The sequence below is a fragment of the Streptomyces sp. NPDC012835 genome (assembly GCF_042900885.1).
Classification (GTDB): domain Bacteria; phylum Actinomycetota; class Actinomycetes; order Streptomycetales; family Streptomycetaceae; genus Streptomyces.
Window position 1 is genome coordinate 61,396 of the sequence record NZ_JBIBBW010000008.1, and the last position, 25,305, is coordinate 86,700.

Here is a 25,305-nt window from a genome sequence, read left to right on the forward strand (position 1 = left end):
CACCGGCGCATAAGGCCCCCACCCGGGCCATGCGCGGGCCCGGAAAGGCCGCCGCGTGACAGCCGATCCTCCGCAGCGCGGCGTCGGCCCGGGGGGCCAGCACCGGAGGGTGCCGAAGATGCCGTACCTGATTCGTGTTGCCAATGTTGCACGGCAACACGTTGGCAGCGCCCTGCGGGGTCAGGGACTTGATCTGCCCGAACGAATGCACTGGGGCGTGGGAGGCCCCCGCGCAACAGCGGATTTCGTTGCTTCTTGCCTTGATGACGTACTGCAACGCCCTCGCGACGCTCCATGCTGTGTATCACCCTCTTGGCGGTCTGCCGGGCGGGAACCGCCCTCCCGTGTTTCCGGACGCGGGAGAGACGAATGGGGATGCGCGTGAACCGACCGTTGCTGCCGCTGAGAACGGCCTTGATCCTGCTGCTCGGCGCGCTGAGCGGCGTGACGGCAGGGGGGCTGTCCGTGCTGGCTGGGGAAGGCGCCGCACGCGGCGTGCTCGCCGGTCTGGCCGTCACCGGGTTGGCCATTCCGTTCTTCGACCGCCTGATCACCCCGGGAACCGGCGAGACGTGCGGGAAGGGGCACGGCCATGGGTGAGTTACGCCCCCTTGGACAGGATCTGACGCAAGAGTCACGGGCTCTCGCCAAGGTACTGCGGGAGCTGTTCGAGGGGCTGGGGGTGTCGGTGCGTCGGTACGCGGCGCGACGTCAGCGTGACCCGGGAACGCTCTCCCGGTATCTCAACGGGACTCGCTTACCTCCCTGGGCAGTAATCATGGACATGATGACGGATCTCGCGGAGCACCGCGGCACCACCGTCACCCCCGAGACCATCGAGTTCGTGCGCGAGCTCTACGGGTCGGCGTTCGACGCCAACTCATCCCCGAAGCACGCAGTCCGGATAATCGAGCAGCAGCTGGCCGACGCGGATCACGTCTCGCGCCGCTCCAGCGTCCGCGGCGATGTCCTGGGCGACGCTCTGCTGGATCGCAAGCACCGCATCGCCGACCTGGAGGTACGTCTCAACCAGATGGAGGCGACACTCACCGCAGAGCGAGAACGCGCCGGCCGGCTGGCAGCCGCCCATTCCGATGTCTCGGAACTGCTGGGGGAGCGCGACGTCCTGCGGCGGGAGGTGAAGCGGCTGGGAGACGAACTCCAGGAGGCGCAGGCGCAGCGGGCGGACGCCGAGGCGCGCTGTGATCTGCTGGAGCGTCAGCTCGAAGCCGTCGAACGCCCGGTGACGCTGCCTCTGCCGCAGCCGCAGCCCATGCCCAAGGTCCTCGTCGTGGATGACCAGCCCGACAATCTGCTCGCCATGACAGCGGTGCTGGAGACGCTGGACCAGGACATCGTCACGGTCTCGTCGGGCCGGGATGCTCTCAAGGCACTGCTGCACCACGGCGATTTCGCCGTCATCATCATGGACGTGCAGATGCCGGGCATGGACGGTTACGAGACCGCCGCCCATATCAAACGCCGTCCCCGCAACCGGGACGTGCCGATCATCTTCCTCACCGCAATGGGCGTCGACCCCGAGCACACCGCCCGCGGGTACGCGGCCGGCGCGGTGGACTACATCAGCAAGCCCTTCGACCCGTGGGCTCTGCGCGCGAAGGTCACCGTCTTCACCGAAATCCACCTTGAGCGCCGCATCAGCCATCCCTCCGGCTGAACCTCTCCCCCGCACCGGCTGACGGTGCGAGCGAGAGCGCCGCCGCGGTGGAAGCGGCGGCCTGCGGGGCTCCGGAGGCATCGGAACCCGCCGGAGGCTGAAGCCTCCGTGTACGCGGGCTTCGGCCTCCGGCTACAGCAGTGGTCCGGACCGGCCGGGGTGGCTCCGGGGGCGTCTGGCGGAGTCGAGACTGCTGAGCGTCCGGTCGTCGAGGTCTTGGTTCAGGGCCAGTTCCGGTTTCTCCCGCAGGATCTGCTGGGCGTGGAAGGTGATCTCTGCCCAGTTGCGGAAGCAGCCGTGTCCAGCGTGGGGGGTGTAGCCGGCTACACCTCGGGTTCGGGAGGGTACTCCCTCGTGGCGGCGCGCGCCGGACGGGATCGTGGAGGTCAGTGAGGCACGCCGTCCCGGGCCCCCGGCCGACGCGGACGAAGAAAGCCTCTCCCCCTTGTCCTGTACCGCTGATGTGGAGGCTCTCCCACCGCCATGGCAACTTTTCTGTACCACGTGGGCCGGATCGCTTTCAGGTGGCGATGGTGCGTCACCTTCCTGTGGGTGGCCGTCCTGGCGGCTGTCGGCTTCGCCGCCGTGAAGGCCCCGGCCGCTCCCGATGACGGGTTCGCCATGCCGGGCATCGAGTCCCAGAAAGCGTTCGATCTCCTGGACGAGCGTTTCCCGGGTTCGGCGGCCGACGGGGCGAGCGCCCGCATCGTGTTCATCGCGCCGAGCGGGGAGAAGGTCACCGCCGCCGGGCACAAGGCCACCATCGCGGATCTGGTCGACGAGGCCGCCGACGGGCCGCAGGTGGCCGGCGCGGTGAACCCGTTCCAGGCGAAGGCGGTCAGCGAGGACGGCTCCACGGCCTACGCCACCGTCTCCTTCAAAACCCCTGCCGGTGACCTGACCGACGCCAGCAAGGAACACCTCGAACGGGCCGTCGACCAGGCCCGGGACGCGGGCCTGACCGTCGAGATCGGCGGCGACGCCCTGGCGACGCAGCCTGCCGCGGGCGGCTCCGCGGAAATGATCGGCATCGCGATCGCGGCGGTGGTCCTGCTGATCACCTTCGGGTCCATGGCCGCGGCCGGGCTGCCGCTGCTGACCGCGATCATCGGCGTCGCCGTCAGCATGACCACCATCATCGCCCTGGGCAGCACGTTCGGACTCTCGCTGACCAGCGGAACCCTCGCCTCCATGCTGGGCCTGGCCTGCGGCATCGACTACGCCCTGTTCGTCGTCTCCCGCTACCGCGAGGAACGCGGAAAGGGCCGCGCCCCCAGGGACGCCGCGGCCCTGGCTGTCGGCACCGCCGGGTCCGCGGTCGTCTTCGCCGGCCTGACCGTCGTCATCGCACTGGCCGGACTGACGGTGGTCGGCATTCCGATGCTCACCAAGATGGGCCTCACCGCCGCCGGCGCCGTCGTCGCCGCCGTCCTCATCTGCCTGACCCTGGTCCCGGCCCTGCTGGGCTTCTGGCCCGACGCCGTCCTCGCCCGCCGCGCCCGCAAGAACAAGAAGCCCCGCCGCACCAAGGCGGACAGCGCCGGCAACACGGAGAACGCCGGCAGCCGCTGGGCACGCCTGGTCATCCGCCACCCCCTGCCCGTACTGCTGCTCGGCGTCGTGGGCCTGGGCGCACTCGCCGTACCGGCCGCCGACCTCCGACTGGGCATGCCGGGCGACGAGGCCAAACCCACCTCCACCACCGAACGCCGCGCCTACGACGCCCTCGCCGAGGGCTTCGGCCCCGGCTTCAACGGCCCCCTCACCATCGTCGTCGACACCAAGGACGCCGACGATCCCGAGGCAGCCACCGCCGTCATCAGCGAACGCATCGCGGAGACCGGCGGAATCGTCTCCGTCTCACCGGCGCGGTTCAACGAGGCGGGCGACGCGGCGATCCTCTCCGCCACCCCCTCCACCAGCCCCACGGACAGCAAGACCATCGATCTGGTGAAGTCCATCCGCGCCGAACGCTCCAGCATCGAGCGGCAGTCCGGAGCCACCTACGAAGTCACCGGCAGCACCGCGATGAACATCGACGTCGCGAAGAAGTTCCAGGACGCGCTGGTCCCCTACCTCATCGTCGTGGTCGGCCTGGCGATCGTCCTGCTGCTCATCGTCTTCCGCTCCCTCCTGGTCCCGCTCAAGGCAGCCCTGGGCTACCTGCTGTCCGTGCTGGCCTCGCTCGGTGTGGTCGTCGCGGTCTTCCAGTACGGCCACGGCGCCGCGCTCCTCGGCGTCGAGCAGACCGGCCCGATCATGTCCATGATGCCGATCTTCCTGGTGGGCATCGTCTTCGGACTCGCCATGGACTACGAGGTCTTCCTGGTCTCCCGGATCCGCGAGGCGTACGTCCACGGTGAGCGGCCCGCACAGGCGATCGTCTCCGGGTTCCGCACCAGCGGCCGCGTGGTCGTCGCCGCCGGGCTGATCATGGTGGCGGTCTTCGCCGGATTCGTCGGCGCCGACGAGTCCATGATCAAGATGATCGGGTTCGGTCTCGCCATCGCCGTCCTCTTCGACGCCTTCGTCGTCCGGATGGCCATCGTGCCCGCCGTCCTCGCCCTCCTCGGCGACCGCGCCTGGCGTCTGCCCCGATGGCTCGACCGTGTGCTGCCCAGCATCGACATCGAAGGAGAAGCCATCACCCACAAGCACCCCGCTCCTCTGGCACCGGCCCCCGACCAGAGCGACCCCGGCCTCGTCCTCAGCAAGTAGCCACCACCCGGTGGCCGCCTCCCGCAGGCGGCCACCCCTTCGGACCGGGGCCGCCAAGGCGGTATCGGCCCCGTACTCGCCGGACCCGTGGGGACGGGGTACGGCGAGAAACCCGAGCCCGGCGGCGAGCATCTCCTGCTCGCCGCCGGGCTCAAGGGCATTTCACCGCCCCGACCGTGAGGGCGTGGTGGCCGAGTCTCCGAGGGCGTCCCCGGTCATGGGATACCTCATGAGATCCGGGATCCGACGCAGCGTCAGCCAGTCGTACGCGACACCAGACCCGTGACCGGCGACGACAGCGAACTACCGCCGTCGGCACCGGCGGGCCGGAGCCAGATGGGCCCGCTGTCAGCGCGGCCAGGGGCGTCCGGTAAGCCGCTCGATGTCCTTGTTGAATTGCTGAAGGTCGGCGATGAACCGGTCGAGGCGCTCCGATGTCCAGCCGGTGACCACCCTGGCGAGCCCGTCGACCACTGTTCCGCGGTCCGCCCTGAGCGCGTCCGTGCCTTTCTGGGTGATGCGGAATTTTCTGGCCACTCCGCCGTTGGGGTCGAGGGCCCGTTCGACGAGTCCGTCCCTGAGAAGAGCAGCCGTCTGCCGGTTGAAGGTCGAGGCGGCGAGGCCGAAGGCGTCGACGAGGTCGGCCACCGACATCGGGCCCTGCGCTTCGATCCGGCTGAGGAGCACATAGGCACTGCGCTCCAGGGCCTCGCTGCCGTACAGCCGGCGTGGTGACGCCATTTCCTGGTGGCGCGTAAGGATCAGAAGTTCCCGCTCGATCTGTTCCCCCGCCTGCTGGGCATCCATCTGGGGCACCTCCGGCTCTGTCATCTGCACATCTTCACACTACGCCACCTTTGTGCATCATGCTCATGGAGAGCATCATGCAACTTTTGTGCATCATGCTTTTTGTGTGTACGGTGCAATGCGTGAACGCTTCCGCCTCTCCGGCTCGCACGGGTGCGATAGTCGCCTCGCTGTCCGCTGCCGGCATCGTGGCCTCCCTGATGGGGACGCTCGTCATCCCCCTTGTCGCACGGCTTCCGGAACTGCTGGACACCTCCACCGCGAACGCGTCGTGGGTCGTCACCGCGCCTCTGCTCACCGGCGCGGTCGCCACACCGGTGTTCGGACGCCTCGGTGATCTCCACGGCAAACGCCGGATGCTGCTGATCTGTGTCGGCCTGCTCGTCGCGGGCTCCCTCACGAGCGCCCTGTCCGACTCGCTGGTCCCGATGGTCGTCGGACGAGCCGTCCAGGGCATCGGCATGGGCATCGTCCCGCTCGGGATCAGCACCATGCGCGACGTCGTACCGCCGGAGCGCATGGGGTCGTCGGTGGCCCTGATGAGTTCCTCCCTGGGCATCGGCGGCGCCTTCGGTCTGCCCCTTGCGGCCGGCGTCGCCCAGAACACCGACTGGCACGCGCTGTTCTGGGGCTCGGCGGCCATCAGCCTGCTGGTCGGTTTCGCCGTGATGCGCTTCGTTCCGACGGTCCCCGCGGACACGACGCGGGGCCGCTTCGACATCCCCGGCGCCATCGGGCTCACGATCGGCCTCGTATCGCTGCTGCTCGCCGTATCCAAAGGAGCCGAGTGGGGGTGGACAAACGCCCCCACCCTCGGCCTGTTCGCCGCCGCCGTGATCGTCCTCCTGTCCTGGGGCCGCTTCGAGCTGCGTACCGCCGATCCGCTGGTCGACCTGCGGGCCACCGCCCGACGCCGGGTGCTGCTGACGAATCTGGCCTCGGTCGTGATCGGCTTCGCCATGTTCGCCCAGAGCCTCGTCGCCCCTCAGCTGCTCCAGCTGCCGAGGGAACTCGGTTACGGACTCGGCCAGTCGATGCTGTCCGCCGGCCTGTGGATGGTCCCGACCGGACTGGCCATGATGGCCTTCTCCCCGCTCGGCGCGAAGCTCTCCGCCCGCTTCGGCCCCCGCACCTCCCTGCTGACCGGTTCCCTGATCATCGCGATCGGCTACGGGCTCGCCCTGCCGCTGATGGCCTCCGTTGCCGGGATCGTCGTCTTCAGCTGTGTCGTCAGCATCGGTGTGGCCTTCGCCTACGGAGCGATGCCCGCGATCATCATGGCGTCGGTCCCCGCTTCCAAGACCGCTTCGGCCAACGGCTTCAACGCGCTGATGCGTTCCATCGGGCTCTCGGTCTCCAGCGCGGTGATCGGTGTCCTTCTGGCCCAGATGAGCCACGACGTCGGGGGTTTCACGGTCCCGACGGAGAACGGATTCCGGGTCGCCGCAATCGTCGGCGGGGCCGCCGCCCTCGCCGCGGCCCTGCTGACCCTGGCCATCCCCCGCGTCGTCGCGCCCCTCCCCGCTCAGGACGCCCCGCAGCCGGGCGAGCCCGGCGCGGCCCCCGCGCCGGAAGCCGGCCGGCTCGCGCCCCCCGCCCCGGCGGCGCCGCGCGCACCACGGGGGTGAACACCGCCCGGCCGCCGAAGCGGCCCCCGTCCCGCCTGACCCCACATGCGTCCCGGGCGGCAAGGCCCGGTCACCCAGCGAAGGGAGAACCGCCCACGATCCCCGCGCAGTACCGCCCCACAGCGGCACCCGCCGGACGAAAGCCCCGCATTTCCGAAGGAGATCACTTATGAGCCAGAGCCAAGAGACCGTGCGCTACCCGCTTCCCCAGCAGGGCGCGCTGGACGCTCCCGCCGACTGGCAGCGGCTGCGCAGCCAGTGCCCCGTGGCCTCGGTCGAACTGCCGAGCGGCGACGAGGCGACACTGCTCACCCGCCACGAAGACGTCAGGGCGCTGCTCTCCGACCCGCGCTTCGCCCGCCCGACCGCCCAGGACGGCGCGGCTCGCCTCGCCCCCGAAGGCGTGGGCGGACCCGTCGCCTCCGGCAGCTCGGACGCGCTGTCCCTGCCCGCGAAGGGCGAGGCGCACCAGCAGTGGCGGCGCCACGTCAGCAAGTGGTTCACCGCCAAACGCATGACGGCTCTGCGGCCCGGCATGACGGCGACCGCCGAGCGGCTTGTCGACGACATGATCGAGGCGGGCGCGCCCGCCGACCTCAAGGCACATGTCGGCTTCCTCCTGCCTGTCTACGTCATCTGCGACATGCTCGGCGTGCCCGCTCAGGACCGTGACCGCTTCTCCCACTGGTCCGACGCGCTGCTGAGCATCACCCGCTTCACCCCGGCGGAGATCGAGCGGGCCCAGGTCGAGTTCGTCGAGTACATGTCCGGTCATATCGCCGCCAAGCGCGAGAACCCGACCGACGATCTCATCAGCACGCTCATCCAGGACTCCGCGGCCAGCCAGGGGCTGTCCGACGCGGAGCTGCCGGCCACCGCCATGGGGCTCCTGGTCGCCGGGCACGAGACCACCGCGAACATGATCGGCAAGATGGTCGCCATGCTCCTGGCGGACCGCGGCCGGTGGGAGCGGCTGCTCGCCGATCCCTCCCTGGTGCGCACCGCCGTCGAAGAGGCGCTCCGTTTCGACACCAACCTCGGGTTCGGCCTGCGGCGCTATCTCACCGAAGACACCGAGATCGGCGGCCGGACACTGCGGGGCGGCACCACCGTGATCTGCAGCATGCCCGCGGCCAACCGCGACGAGGGTGTCTTCGACAACGCCGAGGAGATGGACCTGGGCCGCAGCCCCAACCCGCACCTCATCTTCGGCGCCGGTCCGCACTCCTGCCTCGGCCAGTCCCTGGCCCGCACCGAACTCCAGGTCGTGCTGGAGGTCCTGCTGCGCAAGCTGCCCACCCTCGAACTGGCCGTGCCCGTCGAAGACCTGCAACGGGTGGAAGGGCTGCTCGTCGGCGGTCTGCGTACCGTCCCGGTGCGCTGGTAACCCCCACTACGGCCGCACGACGGCCCGTGCGGCTTCAACCGCCCTCCACCGCCTCCACGAACGGAGAACCCGAGTGAACGTCACTGTCGACGAAGACAAGTGCTGTGGCGCAGGCCAGTGCGTCTTGATCGCCCCGGAGGTGTTCGACCAGCGCGACGACGACGGCATCGTCGTCCTGCTGGACGCGGCGCCCCCGCAGGAGCAGCACGCCGCGGTCCGTGAAGCCGCCGCGGTGTGTCCGGCCGCCGCCATCGAACTCACGCCGCCCCAGTAGCACCCGGCCCGGTCGGCCCGGCCACACCGCCGGGCCGGCCGTCTCACCCACGGAAGTCGCGTGTCGCGCCGCTGAACCTTGAGCGGGCGCCATCGACGTTCGAGTGGTATGAGCCGTTCGCCGGCATTCCACGATCCTCACCACCCCGTGGTCGGCGAAGCGGATGTGGCCGAGGATGGGGAGAGCGGGTCATCGGCTCCGTCGCGGGAGCGGATGCGACCGCCGTGGCCCCCCGTACGAGAGGATGCCCAGCATGACGATCCAGCGGATGGACAACGTCCTCATCGTCGTGGACGATCTTGAAAGGGTCATTGCGTTCTTCCTCGAACTCGGCATGGAGCTGGAGGGCAGGAGGCCGCTCGAAGGACGCTGGGCGGCGCGTGTCGTCGGGCTGGAAGACATCCGGCAGGACATGGCGATGTTGCGGACCCCGGACGGCCACGGACGAGTGGAACTGGCGAAGTTCCACAGCCCGAGAGCCGTCAGGGCCGAGCCGGAAGACGCGCCGGCCAACACCCTGGGCATGCGCCGCATCATGTTCGCCGTCGACGACATCGAGACCGTCGTCGCCCGAATGCGGGCCCACGGCGCGGAACTCGTCGGAGAGATCGTGCGGTACGAGGACGTCTACCTGCTCTGTTACCTCCGCGGCCCCGAGGGGATCGTCATCGGGCTGGCCGAGCAGCTCGGCTGAGGAGGTGCCGAAGGCGCCGCGCGTACGGCACGCGCGTCCGGCTACCTCCCTCCCTTGCGGCGCCGGACAGCGGTTGACGCCGGGCGACGCACGGCGGGCGGAAGTCCGGGCCGGCGGCTCCCCTGCGGCGAGAGATCCAGATGCGTCGGGAGACGCGATGGGTGACCCTGATCCCATACCGCGCCCGCGAAGGACGAGTTCGGCGGACGAGCATCGCGGGCATGGGTGATGGGCGAACCGGCAGAACTCCGAGGGAGGGCTCACGGTGCACCACGACGTGCTGGGCATCTATCTGAACGACCACCTGGCCGGGGCCACCCTCGGCGCCGGCCTCGCGCGGCACCTGGCCCACCGCCATCGCCATACGGTGCACGGCCCCCGCCTGGAGGACATCGCCGATGAGATCTCTCAGGATCGGCAGGCGCTACTGAGCATCATGGAGGGACTCGGTGTGCGCCCCCGTCGCTACAAGGTGTGCGCGGGGTGGGCGGGGGAAAGGCTGCGCAGGCTGAAGCCCAACGGCGTCCTGCACCCGGGGTCGGGCCTCGACACGGTCGTGGAACTCGAAACCCTGCGGCTGGGAGTCGAGGGGAAATCCCTGCTGTGGCTCACCCTGCTCGCGTCGGCTCCTGGGCGGGCCGGTCCGGACAGGTCCCATCTGCGAGACCTGCTGGACCGTGCACGCGCGCAGATCGACGTACTGGAGGAGCTGCGCCGCGCGACAGCGGCCGCCGTGTTCTCCCCCAGGGACGCGCGGACAGCCGCCGCGCGGTAGCCGTCCGCTGCTGCGGGTGCCCCCGCAGGGCTCATACCCACCCCTACGAACATCGCCCGCGTCGCGGCCGCCGCCGTGGACTCGCCGGTCGCGGTGGCTGCACGCTCCGCGCTGCCGTCCGGTCGGCGGCATTGCCTCACGACGGGTCGTGCCCCTCCGACGCGACGTTCCTCGCCCACCGCACAAGCGGCACCTGCAGAGGAAGTCGACCGATCGCCGCGGCCCTCAGCGGGGCGGAGCGATGGCGCGCGTCCACCGCCATCTGCACATTGGCGGGGAACACCCCCACGAAGAAGGCCGCCGTCGCCAGCGCCGCGGTGCGCCGGGTACGGGGCAGCAACAGCCCGGCCGCCAGCGCGAACTCGACCGCCCCGCTGGCGTACGTCCAGGTGCGCGGCGATCCGGGAAGGACCCGTGGCACCGTGGCGTCGAAGACCTTCGGGACGGCGAAATGAGCGACCCCCGCTCCGGCCAGCAGCCCTGCCAGGAGCAAAGGGGAACGTGGCGCCGAACTCATGGTGTCCTCCTCCGGTGACAGCTCCCGACCCTACTCACAAGCGGGACCGGCATCCACCTCCCTCCCGCGCCGTGCGCGGGCCGGCCCGCGCCGCTCGCGCGGTACTGCGGCGGCGCGAGCCACCAACCGTCCGGGGGGGACTCCCGTCCGCACCGCGGCACCACGTCCGTTCTCCTGCGCCCGGGTGCGGTTCCGCTCCACGGTTGGCGGTCCGGCGAGACTCGTACGAGGAGACCTGGATAGGCCGGTGAGCGGGCGGCCGAACGGCGGTCCCTCGGCCGTCACAACGCCTTTGACCAGGCAGTTCCACCGAACGGTGACGGTGTCTTCCAGGTGCCTCGTTGCCGTCGGAGCGGTGGGCCGCCGAAAAGACACCGGGGGCGCCGGGTGTTCATCTTCGTAGGAGAGCCGTTCCGGTTCCCGTGCCCACGGGTCCTGGCGGTCCGGTCCCATGTGCCGGTGCCTCCGGGCCCGCCTCTCTTCTCCGGACAGGAGTCCCCTTCCATGAATCTGCACCGTATCGCCGTCGTCTCCCTCACCACCGGCGCGCTCATCGCCTGCGGCGCCACCGTGACCCACGCCAACGCGGGCAGCACCCCGACGCGCGTGGCGCAGACGGACCGTGGCGTGCCCGACCCCGTTGCCTGCGCGGCCTCCACCACCGCCGCCGCGGCCTCCGTCGCCAACGCGGCGGCAGCCGCTGACGCGGCCAAGACCGACGCGGCGACCTCGGCGGCGGCGGCCAAGGCGGTCGCGGCGGCCATCGCAGCCGGCGACCCTCCCGCCGCCCTCGCCGAGGCCGCCGCGACCGCCACGGCCGCCACGGAGGCTGCGGTAACCTCCGCCAACGCGACCGTCGCGGCCACCACCACGGCCGCCGCGGCCACCGCTGCCGCCGTCACCGCCTGCGCGGCAGCCTGACACGCGGTATACCCGCCCCCTCACGGCTCCGGCCGGAAGCCTCGCGGTGGCCACCACGGCCCCAGCCGTCCTGGCTCCCACCACGGCCGCGGCCGCGGTCGCGTGCACGGAGACGGCGCTCGTCGCCGCCATCGGCGCCGCGAACACGGCCGGAGGGGGAAACCATCGTCCTCGCGAGCAACTGCGCGTACACCATCACGGCACCGCACAGCGGCGACGCCGACGGCCCGAACGGCCTGCCGGTCGTCACCACCGCCATCACGCTGACCGGCGACACCGACACCCTCACCCGCTCAACAGCCCCCGGCACGGCGGCCTTCCGTATCGTCAAGGCCGCCGGCACCGGCAGTCTCACGCTCCAGGGCAACACCACCTTGAACAACGGCAGTACGGCCACGAACGGCGGCGGCATCCTCAGCGGCGACTCCCCCGACAACCGCTCAGGTAGTGTCCCTGCGATCCCGGGCCGCGCCGGCTGACCTTCCCCGTACGCATCTCACGGTGGGGGCCGCGTTCCGGAGGAGCGCGGCGCCCACCGGCGCCGTACAGTCCGCGACAGGCCCGACTCGGGGCGCTGCCCGAGGTCGCTCTCCCGGAGCCCTACGCCGCACGCGCGGCACGCTTCACCGGCGCCGCCCGGCACGGCGCGGCGACCTCAACACGGCGCCTCGTGATGATCCTCCGCCTGCCAGGGCGGAGTGGACACCGCGAGCAGACGGGCTCCCTCGGCGCCGGCGACCGCTCCGTGCCTTACGCGGGACGGGATGGCGACATAGCCGCCGGCGGAGACGAGATGGTCGACGCCGTCGAGAGACACGGTCAGCTGACCGCTCAGTACGACGTAGGTCTCCTCGGTCCGCTCGTGGTGGTGGACGGTGATCACGCCGCCGGGCGCCAGTGTCGAGTGGGCGACGCTGTGGTTCTGCTGGTAGTCGCGGCACTGCGGACCGACGAGTTCCTGAAGTACGTGCCCATCGCCGGGCCCCGGGTCCTGCTCCTCGATCACGCCCACGTGCGCCGGGCGCTTCGGCCGCGCGAGGTACGACCGGGCGATGCGGTGCTGCATGTGCGGGGGCACCGGGTGTATCCCGGCGGGCAGTTCGGACCAGTCGCCGTTCAGCAGCCAGTCACAGCTCAGAGCGGTGACGCCGGAGAACAGGTCCCACAGGTCGTCACCGAAGGTGGTTCCCGCGGCCAGATTGACCGGGCTCGCGCCCCCCAGCACGAACAGGGCACGGCCGGCGAGGCGGTACTCGACGATGCCGGGCCGCACCGGGCGCCCAGGACCTCCACGGCGCAGGTGGTCCAGGTCGATCTCCCGCGGCGAGTGTCCGGCGTTCGCCAGGATCGCGCCCTCGGGCAGCCGTTCAAGGCAATCCGCGTGTACGGCCCCCGGTCGGCCGGTGGCGGTGACGACGATCTCGGCGGTGTGCGCCGCGGCCGTGGCGGACGGCACGGTCTCGTGTCCCCGCAGCCGCGCGTCCAGCGCCCGGGAGGGATCCGGCTCGGCCACGGTGACCAGAGCGCCCATCCGGTGGGCCCGCTCGGCGACACCCTTGCCCACCTCGCCGTAACCCACCACCAGTACGCGGCGGCCCTCGATGGACAGCCCGGTCAGCCAGGTGATGGCCGACCACACCCCGGCGGCGACGTGGAACCGGTGCTCGACCTTCTCCTTCAGCGGGATACGGGCCCACTCCAGCACCGGCATCGGCAGACGCTCCAGCTGGTCCAGCCGCCACAGGCCGGTACTCGTCGACTCGACCGCCGCCAGCGGCGGACAGCCCCGTTCGACCAGAGCCGCGGTGAGGTCGCCGCCGGTGTCGAAAACCAACTCCGGCCGCTCCCGCACCAGTGACTCAAGGTCGCTCTCGTCGGTCGACACACGCACGCCGGCCGCCCGCAGGCGGCTCACCACCAGCGGATCGGCGGTGTTGGGATCGCAACTGGAGACCGTCAGGTCCGTCCCGGTCCCGGCCAGCCAGTCGAGGACAGCGACCGAATTGGCCGTCAAGTGCCCGCGATAGCAGAACCCTCGGCGCGGGTAGGAACGGCCCCCGAGTTCCCCGACGATCCGTTCGGTGACCGGCATCGCAGTGGATAACCAGTCGATTCGATCGGCGAATTCCATCGACACGTTCGCTCTCCTCATCGCGCGCAGACCACCGGACGAGTCGCCGATGATCGCACACCACCCCGGCTCGCGGTAGCGCTTCCGCCTCTTCGCGTCCGCCGCCCCCACTCGCCCCTCGCCCGTGCGCGGACCGCCCCGCCGCTCACCCCCACGCGAAGACCCGCCCCGAAGACCCGCCCCGCCGGGCTCACCCCCGGGCGCCACCACCACTGGCGAGTTCCGACCCGTCAACGCCCACGCCCAGTAGCTCCCGCACCCCGCGAACAGGCCGGTATCCGAACGCGTCCGCCGCGGCGCTCGAGTCGTACACCCGGTCCAAGCTACCGGGCACCGGCCATCCCCGGTCACGGAACGCCGCTACCACGTCCGGAAGCCGGTCGGCGAGCACCGCACCCGCCTCGTGGTGCAGAGCGGAACAGTCCTCGCGGCGGAACGGATGCGGACCCGAAATATTGAACGTACCTGTTACGGCGGGGTGTTGAACGGCGAGAACCCCCGCCTGCGCCACATCCACGACATCGACCGCCCGGTGCAGCAAGTGACCGGCCAACACCGGTAACGGCTCCGGAAAACACCGCGCCACACGCAACGTGACCGAGGAGAGGGCACAAGCCGCGACCAGGTCCTCGGCCGCCAGCTTCGTCTCGTCATAGATGTCCCGGGGAAGCGGCTTGAGCCGCTCATCGACCCAGACCGCGCGGTCCACGGGCACCAGAGCGTGCCCGTAGACACTCGTACTGCTGATGTAGACCACACGCCCGACGCCCGAACGAACAGCGTCCTCCAGTAAGTCCGCCGTCACACCGACATTGACCGCGCGGAACTCCTCATCGGCCACCCGCCCCACATGCGGAGCGTGTAACGCGGCCGCGTGCACCAGGACATCAGCCGACGCCAGAACCCCCGCCCGCACCGAGCGATCCCGTAAGTCCCCCACCGTGCCGGTCCGACGGCCCGGTACCCGGTCCACACCGCGCACCACCCAGCCCGCCGCGTCGAACGCTCCGGCCAGAGCCTCCCCGACCCGGCCCGAACTCCCCGTCACCACCACTACGCCCACAGGCTCCCCGCTCCCTCGCACCGTCAACACACCCCCACCCTGCCCAAGCCCACCCAAAACCAACCACCGGGCCCCCGGCACCACATGTCCCGGGACCGGCCGCGGCGCTCACCACGTCAGGGTCCGTCCCTCTCGCACCCGTCGTGCCGGGCGGCCCGGTCCGCCCGGTACCGCCGGGGCCGGGCCCAGCCGCTCGGCGTACAGCCGTCGCCCGTCGCGGCCCGAGCCCTACTCGCCCGTGTCCGTGGGAGGTATCCGGTGCACGGCGGCCTCCTCCGCCGAAGCGGCGGCGCCGTCGATGCCGACGTCCTCGGCGATCATGTCCTTCTCGGCGTCCTCGTGCGCGCCCTCGTCCGGGGCCACCAGTCGCCCGGCCCGGTCGTCGCCGACCTCCTCGTCCAGCGGTTCGCCCTCTCCCCCCGGCAGATCCCCGACGCCGCTCCCGGCGGCGGGCCGCTCGTCGGGGACCTCCTTGGCGAGCCGTTCGTCCAGGGTCTCGCCGGACCGCTGCTCCGCGGCCGTCGTCCCCACCTGGTCCACGCCCAGGGGGCGTTCGGGCGGGGACCAGCCCTCGTCGTGCGGGTCGGCGCCCCGGTCGAGGAGCGTGTCCTCGGGGTCGAGAATGCCCTCGTCCTCGGTGATCTCGGCGTCGTCCGGCTGATAGACCTCGTCGCCCATCGTCTCGTCGCTGTCGCCGCTCATGTCGGCTCTCCTCACTTTCTGCGGGACGTGTGCGTCCCGGCGGTCGGACGGCCGGGGTACGGATCGGGTCCCCGGCGGGCCGCCGACGCGGTGGCCCGCCGTGCCCGTACCCGGCAAACGCGTGCGCAAGCGGTGGCTCGATCCGCGCCCACCCGGCGTCGACGTGCCGACACGTTCCGTCACGTACGGCGTCCGCCCTCCCTCTCGATCATCCTCGCCCCGGCCGTCGGCCGCACGCCCCACGCACGCCGCCCGTACCCCCGTACCCCGTACCCTCGGGTGCCCGGACCGGCCGGAGGAGAGCCCCCGGTCGTGTTGCGGGCGGGGGCGGTGCGCGGAAGGGTCGGAAGCGTCCTATGACGAAGAGGAGCCACCCATGCCCATCGCGACGGTGAATCCCGCCAGCGGCGAGACACTCAAGACCTTCGACGCCTTCGGCGCGGACGAGATCGAGCGCCGGGTCTCCGTCGCCGCCGAGCGGTTCCGGCAGTACCGCACCACCGGCTTCGACGAACGGGCGAGGCTGCTGAACCGCGCCGCCGACCTGCTGGAGCGGGACGCTCAGGACATCGCCCGCACGATGACCACCGAAATGGGCAAACCCGTCACGGCGGCCCGCGCCGAGGCCCTCAAGTGTGTGAAGGCGATGCGCTGGTACGCACAGCGCGCCGAGGCGCTGCTGGCGGACGAGTTTCCCGACGAGGCCGATGTCGCCGACTCGGGCGCGGCCCACGCGCGCGTCCACTACCGTCCGCTCGGCGTGGTGCTCGCCGTGATGCCGTGGAACTTTCCCCTCTGGCAGGTCGTGCGATTCGCCGCGCCTGCCCTGATGGCGGGCAACGTCGGGCTGCTCAAGCACGCGTCGAACGTTCCTCAGACCGCCCTGTACCTGGAGGAGCTGTTCCGCAGGGCGGGCTACCCGGAGGGCTGCTTCCAGACCCTGCTGGTGGGCTCGGGCGCGATCGAGTCCATCCTGCGCGACCCCCGGGTGGCCGCCGCGACGCTCACCGGCAGCGAGCCGGCCGGCCGCTCGGTCGCCTCGATCGCGGGCGACGAGGTCAAGAAGACCGTCCTGGAGCTGGGCGGCAGCGACCCGTACGTGGTCATGCCGTCGGCGGACGTCGAGCGCGCGGCACGCACCGCGGTGACGGCCCGGGTACAGAACAACGGCCAATCGTGCATCGCCGCCAAACGGTTCATCGTGCACGAGGATGTCTACGAGGTCTTCGCCGAGCGGTTCACGGCGGGGATGCGGGATCTGACCGTCGGGGACCCGCTGGACGAGTCCACCGATGTCGGGCCGCTCTCCAGTGAGCAGGGCCGCGCCGATCTGGAGGAACTGGTCGGCGACGCTCTCGACCGGGGAGCGACCGCGCTGTGCGGCGGGCGGCGGCCCGAGGGGCACGAACGGGGCTGGTTCTACGAGCCGACCGTACTCGCCGGCGTCACGGAGGCGATGCGGGTCCACCACGAGGAGACGTTCGGGCCGGTGGCCACGTTGTACCGGGTCGGCGGGCCGGAGGAGGCGGTCGCCCTGGCGAACGACACCCCGTTCGGGCTGAGTTCCAACGTATGGACGCGCGACGAGGAGGATGTGCGGCGCTTCGTGCGGGACCTGGAGGCGGGCGGTGTGTTCTTCAACGGCATGACCGCCTCTCACCCGGCGCTGCCGTTCGGCGGTGTGAAACGCTCGGGGTACGGCCGTGAGCTGGCGGGCCACGGCATCAAGGAGTTCTGCAACGCCACCACGGTGTGGCAGGGCGCGGAACCGGACGACACGCACTCGTAGCGGCCGGGCCACCGTCTGTGTCCCGGGCGCGGACAGGTCCCGTGCGTCCGGGCGCGGACAGGTCCCGTGCGTCCGGGCGCGGACAGGTCCCGGCTCGACGTGCGTGTCCGCCGGGGAAGGGCGATCCTGGTCGGGTCGGACCTGGACCACCTTCCGCCGCACCGGACCACCGAGAGTCGGGATTCCGCCGTGACCCAGATGACCGAGCACCAGCTCGCCACCCTCGTTCACCCCGAACTGCTCGCGCACCCCGCCTCACCGCATCAGGGTATGGGCGCGATGACCTTCGCCGATCTGGCCGCTCTGCGCCGGACGGAGCCGCCGCAGAAGGTCCGCAAGAACGAGAAGGACCTCACCGGCACCGAGCGGTCCCGGCTGATCGGCGCCTTCGACGTGCTCAACCAGACGGGTGCTTTCGGGGAGATCGTCGCGATCCACGCCGACATGGGCCACGACCAGCACCGTATGACATCGTCCCCGACGGACCTCGGTGCGCAGCGGTTCCTGCCCTGGCACCGGGTCTTCGTGGATCAGGTGGAGACGGCCCTGCGCCGTGTCCATTCCGACGTCACGATCCCGTACTGGGACTGGACGACCGATCCGCGGATCCCGGACTGGATGACCGATGTCCTGCCGGCGGTCTCGGTGCCCGGCCCGATGGGCGGCATGATCCAGGTCGCCCGCTCGCCGGGCGACCAGCAGGCGCTGCGGCGGATCACCGACCGGATCGACGGGGTGATGCGGGCCGGCGACTTCAACTCCTTCGTCGACGGGCTGGAGTCCGTGCACGACGACGTGCACGTGTGGGTGGGCGCCACCATGTCGCGCCTGAGCACCGCGGCGGCCGACCCGCTCTTCTACATGCACCACGCCAACGTCGACCGGCTCTGGTGGACCTGGCATCCCGCGCACCAGGACGACAGCCCCACACTGCACGGCGACGACGTGGTGATGGACCCCTGGAGGGTCACCGAGCCGAACACCCGGGACATCGCCGACTTCCACTACTCCTACCGCTGACAGCGGTGCCCCGCCCGAGGGGCCCCGCTGCCCGGCCACTCCGCTCCTCGTCCGTCGAGCGCCATGCGGCAGGATGGGGGCATGAGCGTAGTCAAGATCAACGTACTGACAGTCCCCGCCGAGCAGCGCGAGACGCTGGAGAAGCGCTTCGCGTCGCGTGCCCACGCCGTGGAGAGCTCCGACGGCTTCGAGTGGTTCGAACTCCTTCGCCCCGTCGAAGGCACCGACCAGTACCTCGTCTACACGCGGTGGCAGGACGAGGCGTCCTTCCAAGCCTGGATGGAAGGTTCCATGAAGGCGGCCCACCAGGGCGGTGACGCGGGGAGCGGCGAGCGTCCCAAGCCGGCCGCGAGCGGGTCCACCCTGTGGTCCTTCGAGGTGGTGCAGCAGGCGGCGCCGGCGAACTCGTAGAAGAGGTCGTCGCGCCGGCGGCTTCGCCGCCGCCTTCTCGTCGCGCGGCATCCGGCGGATGAAGGGGCTCGTGCCGCCGCGCGGGTTCGCGCCACGGGCTCTCCTTCCGCGGCCCCGGGCCTCGTGGGTGCGACAGTGACGCCATGGCGGAGGAGTGCGTACCAGGGACGTCCGGTGAGCCGGTGGTGGCTGCCGTGGTGGGGGCCGGGGCAGCGGGTCTGTCCCTGGCGCACTGGCTGGCGCGGGGCGGTGGTCCCGGCACGCCCGCCGTCGCGCTGATCGAACCCGCCGCGGCGGACGGAGCGGGCGCGCCGCGTACCTGGTGCTGGTGGGAGCCGCCGGGCGGGCCGTACGACGCGGTGGTGCACCGGTCCTGGGAGCAGGTACGGGTGTACGGGCGGGACGGGTCGCGGTACGACATCGCGCTGGGCGGCCTGCGCTACAAGATGCTGCGGTCGGCGGATCTGGCCGCCCTGGTGGCCCGGGACGTCGCCGACACGCCGGGCCTGCGCCGGATCACCGGTGCGGTCACGGCCATCAGGGACGGTCGCGGGGCGGCGGAACTGGATGTGGACACGCCTCGGGGGTCGCTGCGTCTGCACGCGGACTGGGTCTTCGATTCGCGTCCGTCCCGTCTGCTTCCCGATGCCCGCACCACGCTGTTCCAGCACTTCCGAGGCTGGTTCGTCCGCAGCGAGGCGCCCGCCTTCGACCCGTCGGCGGCGGTGTTGATGGATTTCCGGGTACCGCAGCCGCAGAGGGGGGCGGCCTTCGGCTATCTGCTGCCGCTGAGCGAGCACGAGGCCCTGGTGGAGTACACCGGGTTCTCCCGCGCTCCGCTGACCGGGCGGCAGTACGACGCGGCTCTGACCCACTACACCGGGCAGGTACTGGGGCTGGGCACACCGCGCACCGGATTCGAGGTGACCGGTACCGAGCAGGGGGTCATTCCGATGACCGACGCGCGGTTCGAGCGTCGGGCCGGGGAGCGGGTCTTCCGGATCGGAACCTCGGGCGGGGCGACCCGCCCTTCCACGGGCTACACCTTCGCCACGATCCAGCGCCAGAGCCGTGCTGTGGCGGATGCTCTGCTCGCGGGGCGCGAGCCGCTGCCGCCGCGACCGCACCGGGCCCGGCATCTGGCGATGGACGCCGCGTTGCTGCGGGCGTTGGACACGGGACGGGTCGGGGGCGCCGCTTTCTTCGAGCAGTTGTTCGGGCGTAATCCCGCCGGGCGGCTGCTCCGCTTCCTCGACGGGTGTTCCTCGCTGCGCGAGGAGATCGCGGTCGGCCTCTTGTCGCCCGTACTGCCGATGGCCCTGAGCTGCCTGGAACTGCCGCTGCGGCGCCGTCGACCGGTCGGTGGCCGAGACCCGGACCGGGGCGCTGCTCCACGGCGCTGAGCAGGCGCGAACCGGGTCGGCGCGTCCGCGCCCCGGTGTCCGCGGTGCGCGGTAGCGTCCCAGCGGACACCGTGGGCGCGAACCGAGGGAAGGCGCGACGATGACTCTGCTTCACGGGCGGGGGCGCCCGGCGGCGTTCGACCACGGGTGCTCTGCGCCGTCGCCGAGGACCGGCGGGCGGCCCGGTGTGGTGCGTGCCTCCTCGGCCCGGCGCCCCGGGGAGTTCGGATGAACCGGCTCAGGGCGGGCGCGGGTGCGCGGCGGGGACGGGACCGGAAGGCGGTGCGTCACCCGGCCGCCGGCGGTCGCGACCGGGTGGCCGGTCCCGCGCCGTCGGTCGCGGTGGTCGGCGGCGGGATCGCCGGGCTGGCCGCGGCCACCGGGCTGGCCGAGCGCGGCGTCGCTGTGCACCTGTTCGAGCGTCAGAAGGAGCTGGGCGGGCGGCTCGCCGGGTGGACCACCACCTTGTCGGACGGCAGTACGGTGACGATGAGCCGTGGCTTCCACGCCTTCTTCCGCCAGTACTACAACCTGCGTGGGCTGCTGCGCCGGGTGGATCCCGCGCTCGGCATGCTCACGGGCCTTCCCGACTATCCGCTCCAGCGCTCCGGCGGGGCCAGGGACAGCTTCCGGCGGGTACCGCGCACGCCTCCGTGGAGTGCGCTGGGCTTCGTGGCGTCGAGCCCCACCTTCGGCTGGCGCGATCTGTTCGCGATGAATCCGCGGGCCGCGCTGCCACTGCTCGACGTGGCGGTGCCGGCGGTGTACGAGGAACTCGACGGGGTGAGCGCGGTGGAGTTCCTGCGCTCGGTGCGGTTCCCGGAGGCGGCCCAGCACCTGGCGTTCGAGGTGTTCTCCCGCAGTTTCTTCGCGGACCCCGCCGAGTTGTCGGCGGCGGAGTTGCTCCTGATGTTCCACATCTACTTCCTCGGGTCGGCCGAGGGGCTGCTCTTCGACGTGCCCACCGAGCCGTTCCCCCGGGCACTGTGGGAACCGCTCGGGGCCTATCTGGCCGGGCACGGGGTGCGCCTGCGCACCGGGGCGGGGGTGCTCACGGTGGGCCCGGAGGACGACGGCTTCGCGGTGGTGCCCGAGGACGGGGCGCGCGAGCACTTCGACGCGGTGGTGCTGGCACTCGACAGCGGCGGGCTGCGGGCACTGGTGGCACGGTCGCCCGAGCTGGTGGACGCGGCGTGGCGGGAGCGGATCGCGGGGTTGCGTCAGGCCCCGCCGTTCCTGGTGTCCCGGTGGTGGCTGGACCGGCCGGTCGCGGCGGACCGGCCGGGGTTCCTGGGGACCAGTGGATACGGGCTGCTGGACAATGTCAGTGTGCTGGAGCGCTGGGAGGGCGAGGCGGCCCGCTGGTGTGCGCGGCGGGGTGGCTCGGTGGTGGAACTGCACGCCTACGCCGTCGACCCCGGCGCCGACCGTACAGCCGTACAGCACGGTCTGCGCGAGGAGTTGGCCCGGGTCTATCCGGAGACCGCGGCCGCCGGTGCGGTGGACCAGCGCCACCTGTGGCGGGCCGACTGTCCGATGTTCCCGGTCGGTGGCTACGGTCGGCGGCCGTCGGTGACGACCGGGCATCCGGGTCTGGTGCTGGCCGGTGACACGGTGCGCGGCGGACTGCCGGTGGCTCTGATGGAACGGGCCGCGACCACCGGTTTCCAGGCGTCCAACGCGTTGCTGGCGCGTTGGGGCGTCCGTGGTCAGACGCTGTGGACCGTGCCCGACGGCGGACGGTCCGCGGCGTTGCGCGCGCTGTCCGGGCTGCGCTGAGCCGCCTACCCGGGAAGGCTGCCGGAGCCGCGCAGTCGCCAGCGGCGTTCGGCGTAGGCGAGGTCGTCGCGCCACAGCCGGCCGGCCGCCTGCCGGACGGCCGGGCGCAGCAGCGGCGCGGCGCGGCGGGCCAGGGCGAATCCCCGTCGCTCGGAGTGGGCCGCGACGAGTTCGACCACGGCCGTGCGCGGCCGGCCGGCGGCGTCCGGGCCCAGGGGCGTGGCGTGCGTCTCCACGACGCTGGTCACTCCCTCGCCCTCGATGACGTGCATCACCACGGTGCGGGGGTCGGGGGCCGTGAAGGCGGCCCGCACGGGCACTCCCACCCGTCCGCGCAGCCGGAAGGCGACCTGCACCACGAAGCGGTCCGCCGCCGGATCGGAGTCGGCCGGCGCGGCGTGGGCGGCGGGTGACTCGACCACGGTGAGATCGGCGAAGGCGTAGGGGTGGAACCAGGCGCCGTGCCAGGGGTCGAGGCGGTTGGCGATGATGTCCTGCGGTTCGCAGACCCCGATCGCGGTGGCCACGGCGGTCAGCGAACCGGACGGATCGGGCCGGGCGGGCAGCACGGGCGCGGGCAGGGGTGGCTCGCCGCCCACGGCGTCCAGTCGTACCCAGGCCAGTTCACCGTCGTCGTGGGCCGGGTAGGGGTCCCAGCCGGGGAAGCCCCGCGGGCCGAGTGCCAGGCCGTGCCAGTGGCAGACCAGCCGGTCGTCGACCTGCGGGCTGCGGCACAGCGGGGCGCCGAGGTGCGGGCAGGCGCCGGGGGCGGCGTGGAGTGTGCCCGCGCGGTCCCGCCAGGCGACGATCTCACGGCCGGCGACCGTACGGCCCAGTGGCGTGCCGGTGCGGATCTCGCGCGAGCCGGCGAGGACGTACCAGTTGCCGGACGGACGGGCCAGGGCCCGTTTCAGAGCGCCCTCGATGACGGCGGGCCGGGCGTCCTGCCAGGTGGGCCGCTGGTCGGCCCACCTGGTGCCGCCGATCACGCTCAGCGGGAATCCGCGCCGGAACGCTCCCGGGCGGCCGGTGTCGGGCCGGGTGCTCATCGCTGGTGCTCCTCGGCGCTCGGGGCCGTCTTCTCGCCTGCCGGGGCTGAAGGGCCTGCTCGGCGTGTCGCCAGCCGGTGCCGGGTCCTGGCCGCGGAGACCCGGAGCAGGCCGGCCAGGGCCACCTCGGCCCTCCGGTGGGCGGGAACGGCGACCCGGCGCCGCAGCACCGGTGTGTAACCGGCGGCTTCGATCCTGTCGAGGATGCCGCTGTACAGCACCAGCGCCGTGCTCACGCAGGGGCGGGAGACGGCGGCGAGCATGGGGATGCCGAGGGCGGCGTGCCGGTAGATGCCGCGGTTGAAGGCGACCAGTTCGCGCAGCGCCTCGACGACCCGCAGGTCCTTCCCGCCGGTCCTGCGGCACCAGGTGAGCAGTTCGCGGTCCACCCCGTGCGCGGCGAGGCGGTCGGCGGGCAGGTAGACGCGCCCGCGTTCCAGGTCCTCGCCGACGTCCCGGAGGAAGTTGGTGAGTTGGAAGGCGATTCCCAGCGAGGCGGCGTGCGGGGCCGCCTCGGCACGCGGCGCGCAGGTCCCGAGTACGGGCAGCACTTGCAGGCCGATCACCGCGGCCGAGCCGTGGACGTAGCGGGCCAGGTCGTCCCAGGTGGCGTAGCCCGTGGTGTCCAGGTCCATCCGTATCGAGGCCATGAAGTCCGTGAAGTGCCGGTGGTCGATGCCGTAGCGCTCGGCGGTGTCGGCCAGGGCGGCGACCACGGGGTGGTCGCCGTGTCCGGCGGACAGCCCGGCCTCCAGATCCCTCTGCAGATCGTCCAGGGCGCGGGCCCGTTCCGCCGCCGAGGCGCCGTCCCCGAGGTCGTCGACGATGTCGTCGGCCCAGCGCGCGAAGCCGTAGAGGGCGTGCACGGCGGGCCGTCGGTCCGAGGTGAGCAGCCGGGTCGCCAGGAAGTAGGTGCGGCCGTGCAGGGCGTTGAGTTCCCGGCAGTTCAGGTACGCGGCCCGGAGGCGGGGATCGGTGATGCCGGCCGAGGCCAGTTCCCGGGCGGTCACAGCGCGGCTCCGGTGAGGGGGGCGGTGGACGGCCGGCGTGGCACGGGGCGGGCGGCGCCGGTGATCCGAGCCGCCGCGAGTTTGCCGGACAGCAGTACGGTGGGCACGCCCACTCCGGGGACGGTTCCGCAGCCGGCCAGGACCGCGTTGGGCGCGCCGGCCACCAGGTTGCGGGGGCGGAACGGTCCGGTCTGGGCGAAGGTGTGCGCGGCGGAGAAGGGGCTGCCCGCGGCGTGGCCCTGCCCGGCCCAGTCGGCCGGTGTGACGACGCGTTCGCACTCCACCGAGGCGTCGAATCCGGTCAGGCCCCGGCTTTCCAGTTCGGCGACGATCCGGTCCCGGTAGCGCGGACCCACCTCGGACCAGTCGGCCGGTCCGCGCTCCAGATTGGGGCAGGGGGCCAGCACGTAGTGCAGGTGACGGCCGGGCGGAGCCAGCGTGGGGTCGGTGGCGGTGGGATGGGTGATGAGCAGCGAGGGGTCGCTCATCAGGCTGCCGGTGCGGGTGAGTTCGTCGAAGGTGCCTTCCCAGGCCCGGCCGAAGGAGATGGTGTGGTGGGCCAGTTCCGGCCAGGTCCGGGTGGTCCCGGCGTGCAGGACGAAGGCGGACGGCGACCAGGTCAGCGGCACCGCCCGGCGCGGTGCGCGGCCGAGCAGCCGGTGTGTCAGCGGCAGGTCGGGGGTGAGCACCACGGCGTCGCAGGCGATGCGCTCGCCGAGGGCCGTGTGGACGGCGGTGATCCGGCCGCCGCTGCCGCGCTCCAGTCGCCGTACCTCGGTGCTCAGCCGTAGGTCCGCTCCGGCGTCCGTGGCGGCGGCCGCCATGGCGCGTGGTACCGCGTGGATGCCACCGCGCGGGAAGTAGACGCCGGACACGGTGTCCATGTAGGCGATCACCGCGTACACGGCCAGGGCCCGGGCCGGTGCCACCCCGGCGTACAGGGCCTGGAAGGAGAACACCCGCTGCAGCCGCTCGTCCTGGATGAACCTGCCGATCCTGGGGCCCAGCCGCCCGAAGCCGCCCAGGGCGGCCAGCCGGGCCAGGTCGGGGCCCAGCAGTGCGAGCGGGGAGTCGAAGTTGGCGTCGATGAAGCTGCGCATCTGCACGTCGTGGAGCGTGGTGAGCCAGGTGCGCAGCCGTCGGTACCCGGCCGCTTGCGCGGGGCCGGCGAACCGCTCCACCTCGGCCTCCATGGCCTCCGGTTCGGTGTGTACGTCCAGGCTGCTGCCGTCCGCGAAGGCCGCCCGGTAGGCGGGGTGCAGCGCGATCAGGTCCAGGCGCTCGGCCACCGAACTGCCGACCGCGGCCAGCGCCTCGTCCAGCAGATGGGGCATGGTGAAGACGGTGGGGCCGGTGTCCATGCGGTAGCCGTCGGTCTGCGCGAAGCCCGCCCGGCCGCCCACGTGGTCCGCGCGCTCCAGCAGGGTGACACGGCGTCCCGCGCCGAGCAGGTGCAGTGCGGCCGCCAGTCCCGACAGGCCGGCGCCGATGACGACGACGTGGTCGGTGGGCCCGGGGATGGTCCTCATGGGTCCTGCTTTCGTCGCGC

General features: G+C 71.9%; 23 protein-coding genes. 14 read left to right on the top strand and 9 right to left on the bottom strand.

The genetic code is table 11. The features are described from left to right. Positions 1-369: 369 nt before the first annotated feature. From ACFY6S_RS27545 to ACFY6S_RS27555, 3 genes are all read left to right on the top strand, one after another. A complete protein-coding gene (locus ACFY6S_RS27545) occupies positions 370-600 on the top strand; it encodes a hypothetical protein (RefSeq protein WP_388818244.1) in 231 nt (76 codons plus the stop codon). Then, positions 593-1,678: a response regulator gene (locus tag ACFY6S_RS27550; RefSeq protein WP_388818247.1), complete on the top strand. Its 1,086-nt coding sequence runs from the start codon at positions 593-595 to the stop codon at positions 1,676-1,678. Before ACFY6S_RS27545 ends, ACFY6S_RS27550 begins: the two co-directional genes overlap by 8 nt. 483 nt (positions 1,679-2,161) lie before the next feature. Further along, on the top strand, positions 2,162-4,396 hold the full coding sequence (locus ACFY6S_RS27555; RefSeq protein ID WP_388818250.1) for an MMPL family transporter: 2,235 nt from the start codon (positions 2,162-2,164) through the stop codon (positions 4,394-4,396). Between the two features lie 348 nt (positions 4,397-4,744). Here ACFY6S_RS27555 and ACFY6S_RS27560 read toward each other — a convergent pair whose 3' ends face one another. Beyond that, the gene (locus ACFY6S_RS27560; RefSeq protein ID WP_388819761.1) at positions 4,745-5,203 is read right to left on the bottom strand and encodes a MarR family winged helix-turn-helix transcriptional regulator; all 459 of its coding nucleotides are present in this window, start codon (positions 5,201-5,203) and stop codon (positions 4,745-4,747) included. A gap of 122 nt (positions 5,204-5,325) precedes the next feature. Here ACFY6S_RS27560 and ACFY6S_RS27565 point away from each other — a divergent pair, with 122 nt between their 5' ends. From ACFY6S_RS27565 to ACFY6S_RS27585, 5 genes are all read left to right on the top strand, one after another. Further along, positions 5,326-6,831 (top strand): MFS transporter, encoded by a 1,506-nt coding sequence (locus ACFY6S_RS27565; RefSeq protein ID WP_388818253.1) that lies wholly within the window; start codon positions 5,326-5,328, stop codon positions 6,829-6,831. Positions 6,832-7,000: 169 nt separating this feature from the next. Beyond that, a complete protein-coding gene (locus tag ACFY6S_RS27570) occupies positions 7,001-8,218 on the top strand; it encodes a cytochrome P450 (RefSeq protein ID WP_388818256.1) in 1,218 nt (405 codons plus the stop codon). A gap of 73 nt (positions 8,219-8,291) precedes the next feature. Further along, on the top strand, positions 8,292-8,492 hold the full coding sequence (locus ACFY6S_RS27575) for a ferredoxin (RefSeq protein ID WP_388818259.1): 201 nt from the start codon (positions 8,292-8,294) through the stop codon (positions 8,490-8,492). A 253-nt stretch (positions 8,493-8,745) separates the two neighbouring features. Beyond that, on the top strand, positions 8,746-9,186 hold the full coding sequence (locus ACFY6S_RS27580) for a VOC family protein (protein WP_388818262.1): 441 nt from the start codon (positions 8,746-8,748) through the stop codon (positions 9,184-9,186). 265 nt (positions 9,187-9,451) lie between these two features. Further along, positions 9,452-9,961, top strand: coding sequence for a hypothetical protein (locus tag ACFY6S_RS27585; protein ID WP_388818265.1), 510 nt, complete (start codon positions 9,452-9,454; stop codon positions 9,959-9,961). A gap of 136 nt (positions 9,962-10,097) precedes the next feature. Here the strand turns inward: ACFY6S_RS27585 and ACFY6S_RS27590 are convergent, their stop codons facing one another. Then, entirely contained in the window at positions 10,098-10,478 is a 381-nt protein-coding gene (locus ACFY6S_RS27590) for a DoxX family protein (RefSeq protein WP_388818268.1), read from the bottom strand. Positions 10,479-10,982: 504 nt separating this feature from the next. Between ACFY6S_RS27590 and ACFY6S_RS27595 the strand changes: the two genes are divergently transcribed. After that, a complete protein-coding gene (locus ACFY6S_RS27595; RefSeq protein WP_388818271.1) occupies positions 10,983-11,399 on the top strand; it encodes a hypothetical protein in 417 nt (138 codons plus the stop codon). On the opposite strand, the gene ACFY6S_RS27600 is transcribed toward ACFY6S_RS27595, so the two are convergent. The 4 genes from ACFY6S_RS27600 to ACFY6S_RS27615 all read right to left on the bottom strand — a co-directional run bounded on the left by ACFY6S_RS27600 (position 11,377) and on the right by ACFY6S_RS27615 (position 15,295). Next, a complete protein-coding gene (locus tag ACFY6S_RS27600; protein ID WP_388818274.1) occupies positions 11,377-11,796 on the bottom strand; it encodes a hypothetical protein in 420 nt (139 codons plus the stop codon). The genes ACFY6S_RS27595 and ACFY6S_RS27600 overlap by 23 nt on opposite strands. A gap of 258 nt (positions 11,797-12,054) precedes the next feature. Next, on the bottom strand, positions 12,055-13,413 hold the full coding sequence (locus tag ACFY6S_RS27605) for a cupin domain-containing protein (RefSeq protein ID WP_388818278.1): 1,359 nt from the start codon (positions 13,411-13,413) through the stop codon (positions 12,055-12,057). A gap of 307 nt (positions 13,414-13,720) precedes the next feature. Beyond that, positions 13,721-14,593 (bottom strand): NAD-dependent epimerase/dehydratase family protein, encoded by an 873-nt coding sequence (locus ACFY6S_RS27610; protein WP_388818281.1) that lies wholly within the window; start codon positions 14,591-14,593, stop codon positions 13,721-13,723. A 228-nt stretch (positions 14,594-14,821) separates the two neighbouring features. Further along, the gene (locus tag ACFY6S_RS27615; RefSeq protein WP_388818284.1) at positions 14,822-15,295 is read right to left on the bottom strand and encodes a DUF5709 domain-containing protein; all 474 of its coding nucleotides are present in this window, start codon (positions 15,293-15,295) and stop codon (positions 14,822-14,824) included. 376 nt (positions 15,296-15,671) lie between these two features. Here ACFY6S_RS27615 and ACFY6S_RS27620 point away from each other — a divergent pair, with 376 nt between their 5' ends. From ACFY6S_RS27620 to ACFY6S_RS27640, 5 genes are all read left to right on the top strand, one after another. Further along, the gene (locus ACFY6S_RS27620; protein WP_388818287.1) at positions 15,672-17,084 is read left to right on the top strand and encodes an NADP-dependent succinic semialdehyde dehydrogenase; all 1,413 of its coding nucleotides are present in this window, start codon (positions 15,672-15,674) and stop codon (positions 17,082-17,084) included. 198 nt (positions 17,085-17,282) lie between these two features. After that, positions 17,283-18,104, top strand: coding sequence for a tyrosinase family protein (locus ACFY6S_RS27625; RefSeq protein WP_388819763.1), 822 nt, complete (start codon positions 17,283-17,285; stop codon positions 18,102-18,104). Positions 18,105-18,185: 81 nt separating this feature from the next. Further along, positions 18,186-18,515 (top strand): antibiotic biosynthesis monooxygenase family protein, encoded by a 330-nt coding sequence (locus ACFY6S_RS27630; protein ID WP_388818290.1) that lies wholly within the window; start codon positions 18,186-18,188, stop codon positions 18,513-18,515. Between the two features lie 143 nt (positions 18,516-18,658). Continuing rightward, positions 18,659-19,918, top strand: a complete 1,260-nt coding sequence (locus tag ACFY6S_RS27635) for a lycopene cyclase family protein (RefSeq protein ID WP_388818293.1) — start codon at positions 18,659-18,661, stop codon at positions 19,916-19,918. 228 nt (positions 19,919-20,146) lie between these two features. After that, positions 20,147-21,697 (top strand): FAD-dependent oxidoreductase, encoded by a 1,551-nt coding sequence (locus ACFY6S_RS27640; protein WP_388818296.1) that lies wholly within the window; start codon positions 20,147-20,149, stop codon positions 21,695-21,697. A 5-nt stretch (positions 21,698-21,702) separates the two neighbouring features. Here ACFY6S_RS27640 and ACFY6S_RS27645 read toward each other — a convergent pair whose 3' ends face one another. Genes ACFY6S_RS27645 through crtI form a run of 3 tightly spaced genes read right to left on the bottom strand, consistent with a single transcriptional unit; the run spans position 21,703 to position 25,285 of the window. Next, positions 21,703-22,746 carry a DUF5914 domain-containing protein gene (locus ACFY6S_RS27645; RefSeq protein WP_388818299.1) on the bottom strand — a complete coding sequence of 348 codons (1,044 nt, stop codon included), beginning with the start codon at positions 22,744-22,746 and terminating at the stop codon, positions 21,703-21,705. Then, entirely contained in the window at positions 22,743-23,756 is a 1,014-nt protein-coding gene (locus ACFY6S_RS27650; protein ID WP_388818303.1) for a phytoene/squalene synthase family protein, read from the bottom strand. The genes ACFY6S_RS27645 and ACFY6S_RS27650 overlap by 4 nt, the downstream gene beginning before the upstream one ends. Further along, complete coding sequence (crtI, locus tag ACFY6S_RS27655; RefSeq protein WP_388818306.1) at positions 23,753-25,285, bottom strand: phytoene desaturase family protein; 1,533 nt, start codon at positions 25,283-25,285, stop codon at positions 23,753-23,755. Before crtI ends, ACFY6S_RS27650 begins: the two co-directional genes overlap by 4 nt. Positions 25,286-25,305 lie beyond the last annotated feature (20 nt).

What these genes read in the sequence shown, in the direction of transcription:
- ACFY6S_RS27635 (WP_388818293.1), top strand. Translation starts at nt 18,659, where the DNA reads ATGGCGGAGGAGTGCGTACCAGGGACGTCCGGTGAGCCGGTGGTGGCT.
- crtI (WP_388818306.1), bottom strand. Translation starts at nt 25,285, where the DNA reads ATGAGGACCATCCCCGGGCCCACCGACCACGTCGTCGTCATCGGCGCC.
- ACFY6S_RS27550 (WP_388818247.1), top strand. Translation starts at nt 593, where the DNA reads ATGGGTGAGTTACGCCCCCTTGGACAGGATCTGACGCAAGAGTCACGG.
- ACFY6S_RS27630 (WP_388818290.1), top strand. Translation starts at nt 18,186, where the DNA reads ATGAGCGTAGTCAAGATCAACGTACTGACAGTCCCCGCCGAGCAGCGC.
- ACFY6S_RS27615 (WP_388818284.1), bottom strand. Translation starts at nt 15,295, where the DNA reads ATGAGCGGCGACAGCGACGAGACGATGGGCGACGAGGTCTATCAGCCG.
- ACFY6S_RS27570 (WP_388818256.1), top strand. Translation starts at nt 7,001, where the DNA reads ATGAGCCAGAGCCAAGAGACCGTGCGCTACCCGCTTCCCCAGCAGGGC.
- ACFY6S_RS27580 (WP_388818262.1), top strand. Translation starts at nt 8,746, where the DNA reads ATGACGATCCAGCGGATGGACAACGTCCTCATCGTCGTGGACGATCTT.
- ACFY6S_RS27595 (WP_388818271.1), top strand. Translation starts at nt 10,983, where the DNA reads ATGAATCTGCACCGTATCGCCGTCGTCTCCCTCACCACCGGCGCGCTC.
- ACFY6S_RS27560 (WP_388819761.1), bottom strand. Translation starts at nt 5,203, where the DNA reads ATGGATGCCCAGCAGGCGGGGGAACAGATCGAGCGGGAACTTCTGATC.
- ACFY6S_RS27555 (WP_388818250.1), top strand. Translation starts at nt 2,162, where the DNA reads ATGGCAACTTTTCTGTACCACGTGGGCCGGATCGCTTTCAGGTGGCGA.
- ACFY6S_RS27645 (WP_388818299.1), bottom strand. Translation starts at nt 22,746, where the DNA reads ATGAGCACCCGGCCCGACACCGGCCGCCCGGGAGCGTTCCGGCGCGGA.
- ACFY6S_RS27625 (WP_388819763.1), top strand. Translation starts at nt 17,283, where the DNA reads ATGACCGAGCACCAGCTCGCCACCCTCGTTCACCCCGAACTGCTCGCG.
- ACFY6S_RS27620 (WP_388818287.1), top strand. Translation starts at nt 15,672, where the DNA reads ATGCCCATCGCGACGGTGAATCCCGCCAGCGGCGAGACACTCAAGACC.
- ACFY6S_RS27590 (WP_388818268.1), bottom strand. Translation starts at nt 10,478, where the DNA reads ATGAGTTCGGCGCCACGTTCCCCTTTGCTCCTGGCAGGGCTGCTGGCC.
- ACFY6S_RS27640 (WP_388818296.1), top strand. Translation starts at nt 20,147, where the DNA reads ATGAACCGGCTCAGGGCGGGCGCGGGTGCGCGGCGGGGACGGGACCGG.
- ACFY6S_RS27545 (WP_388818244.1), top strand. Translation starts at nt 370, where the DNA reads ATGGGGATGCGCGTGAACCGACCGTTGCTGCCGCTGAGAACGGCCTTG.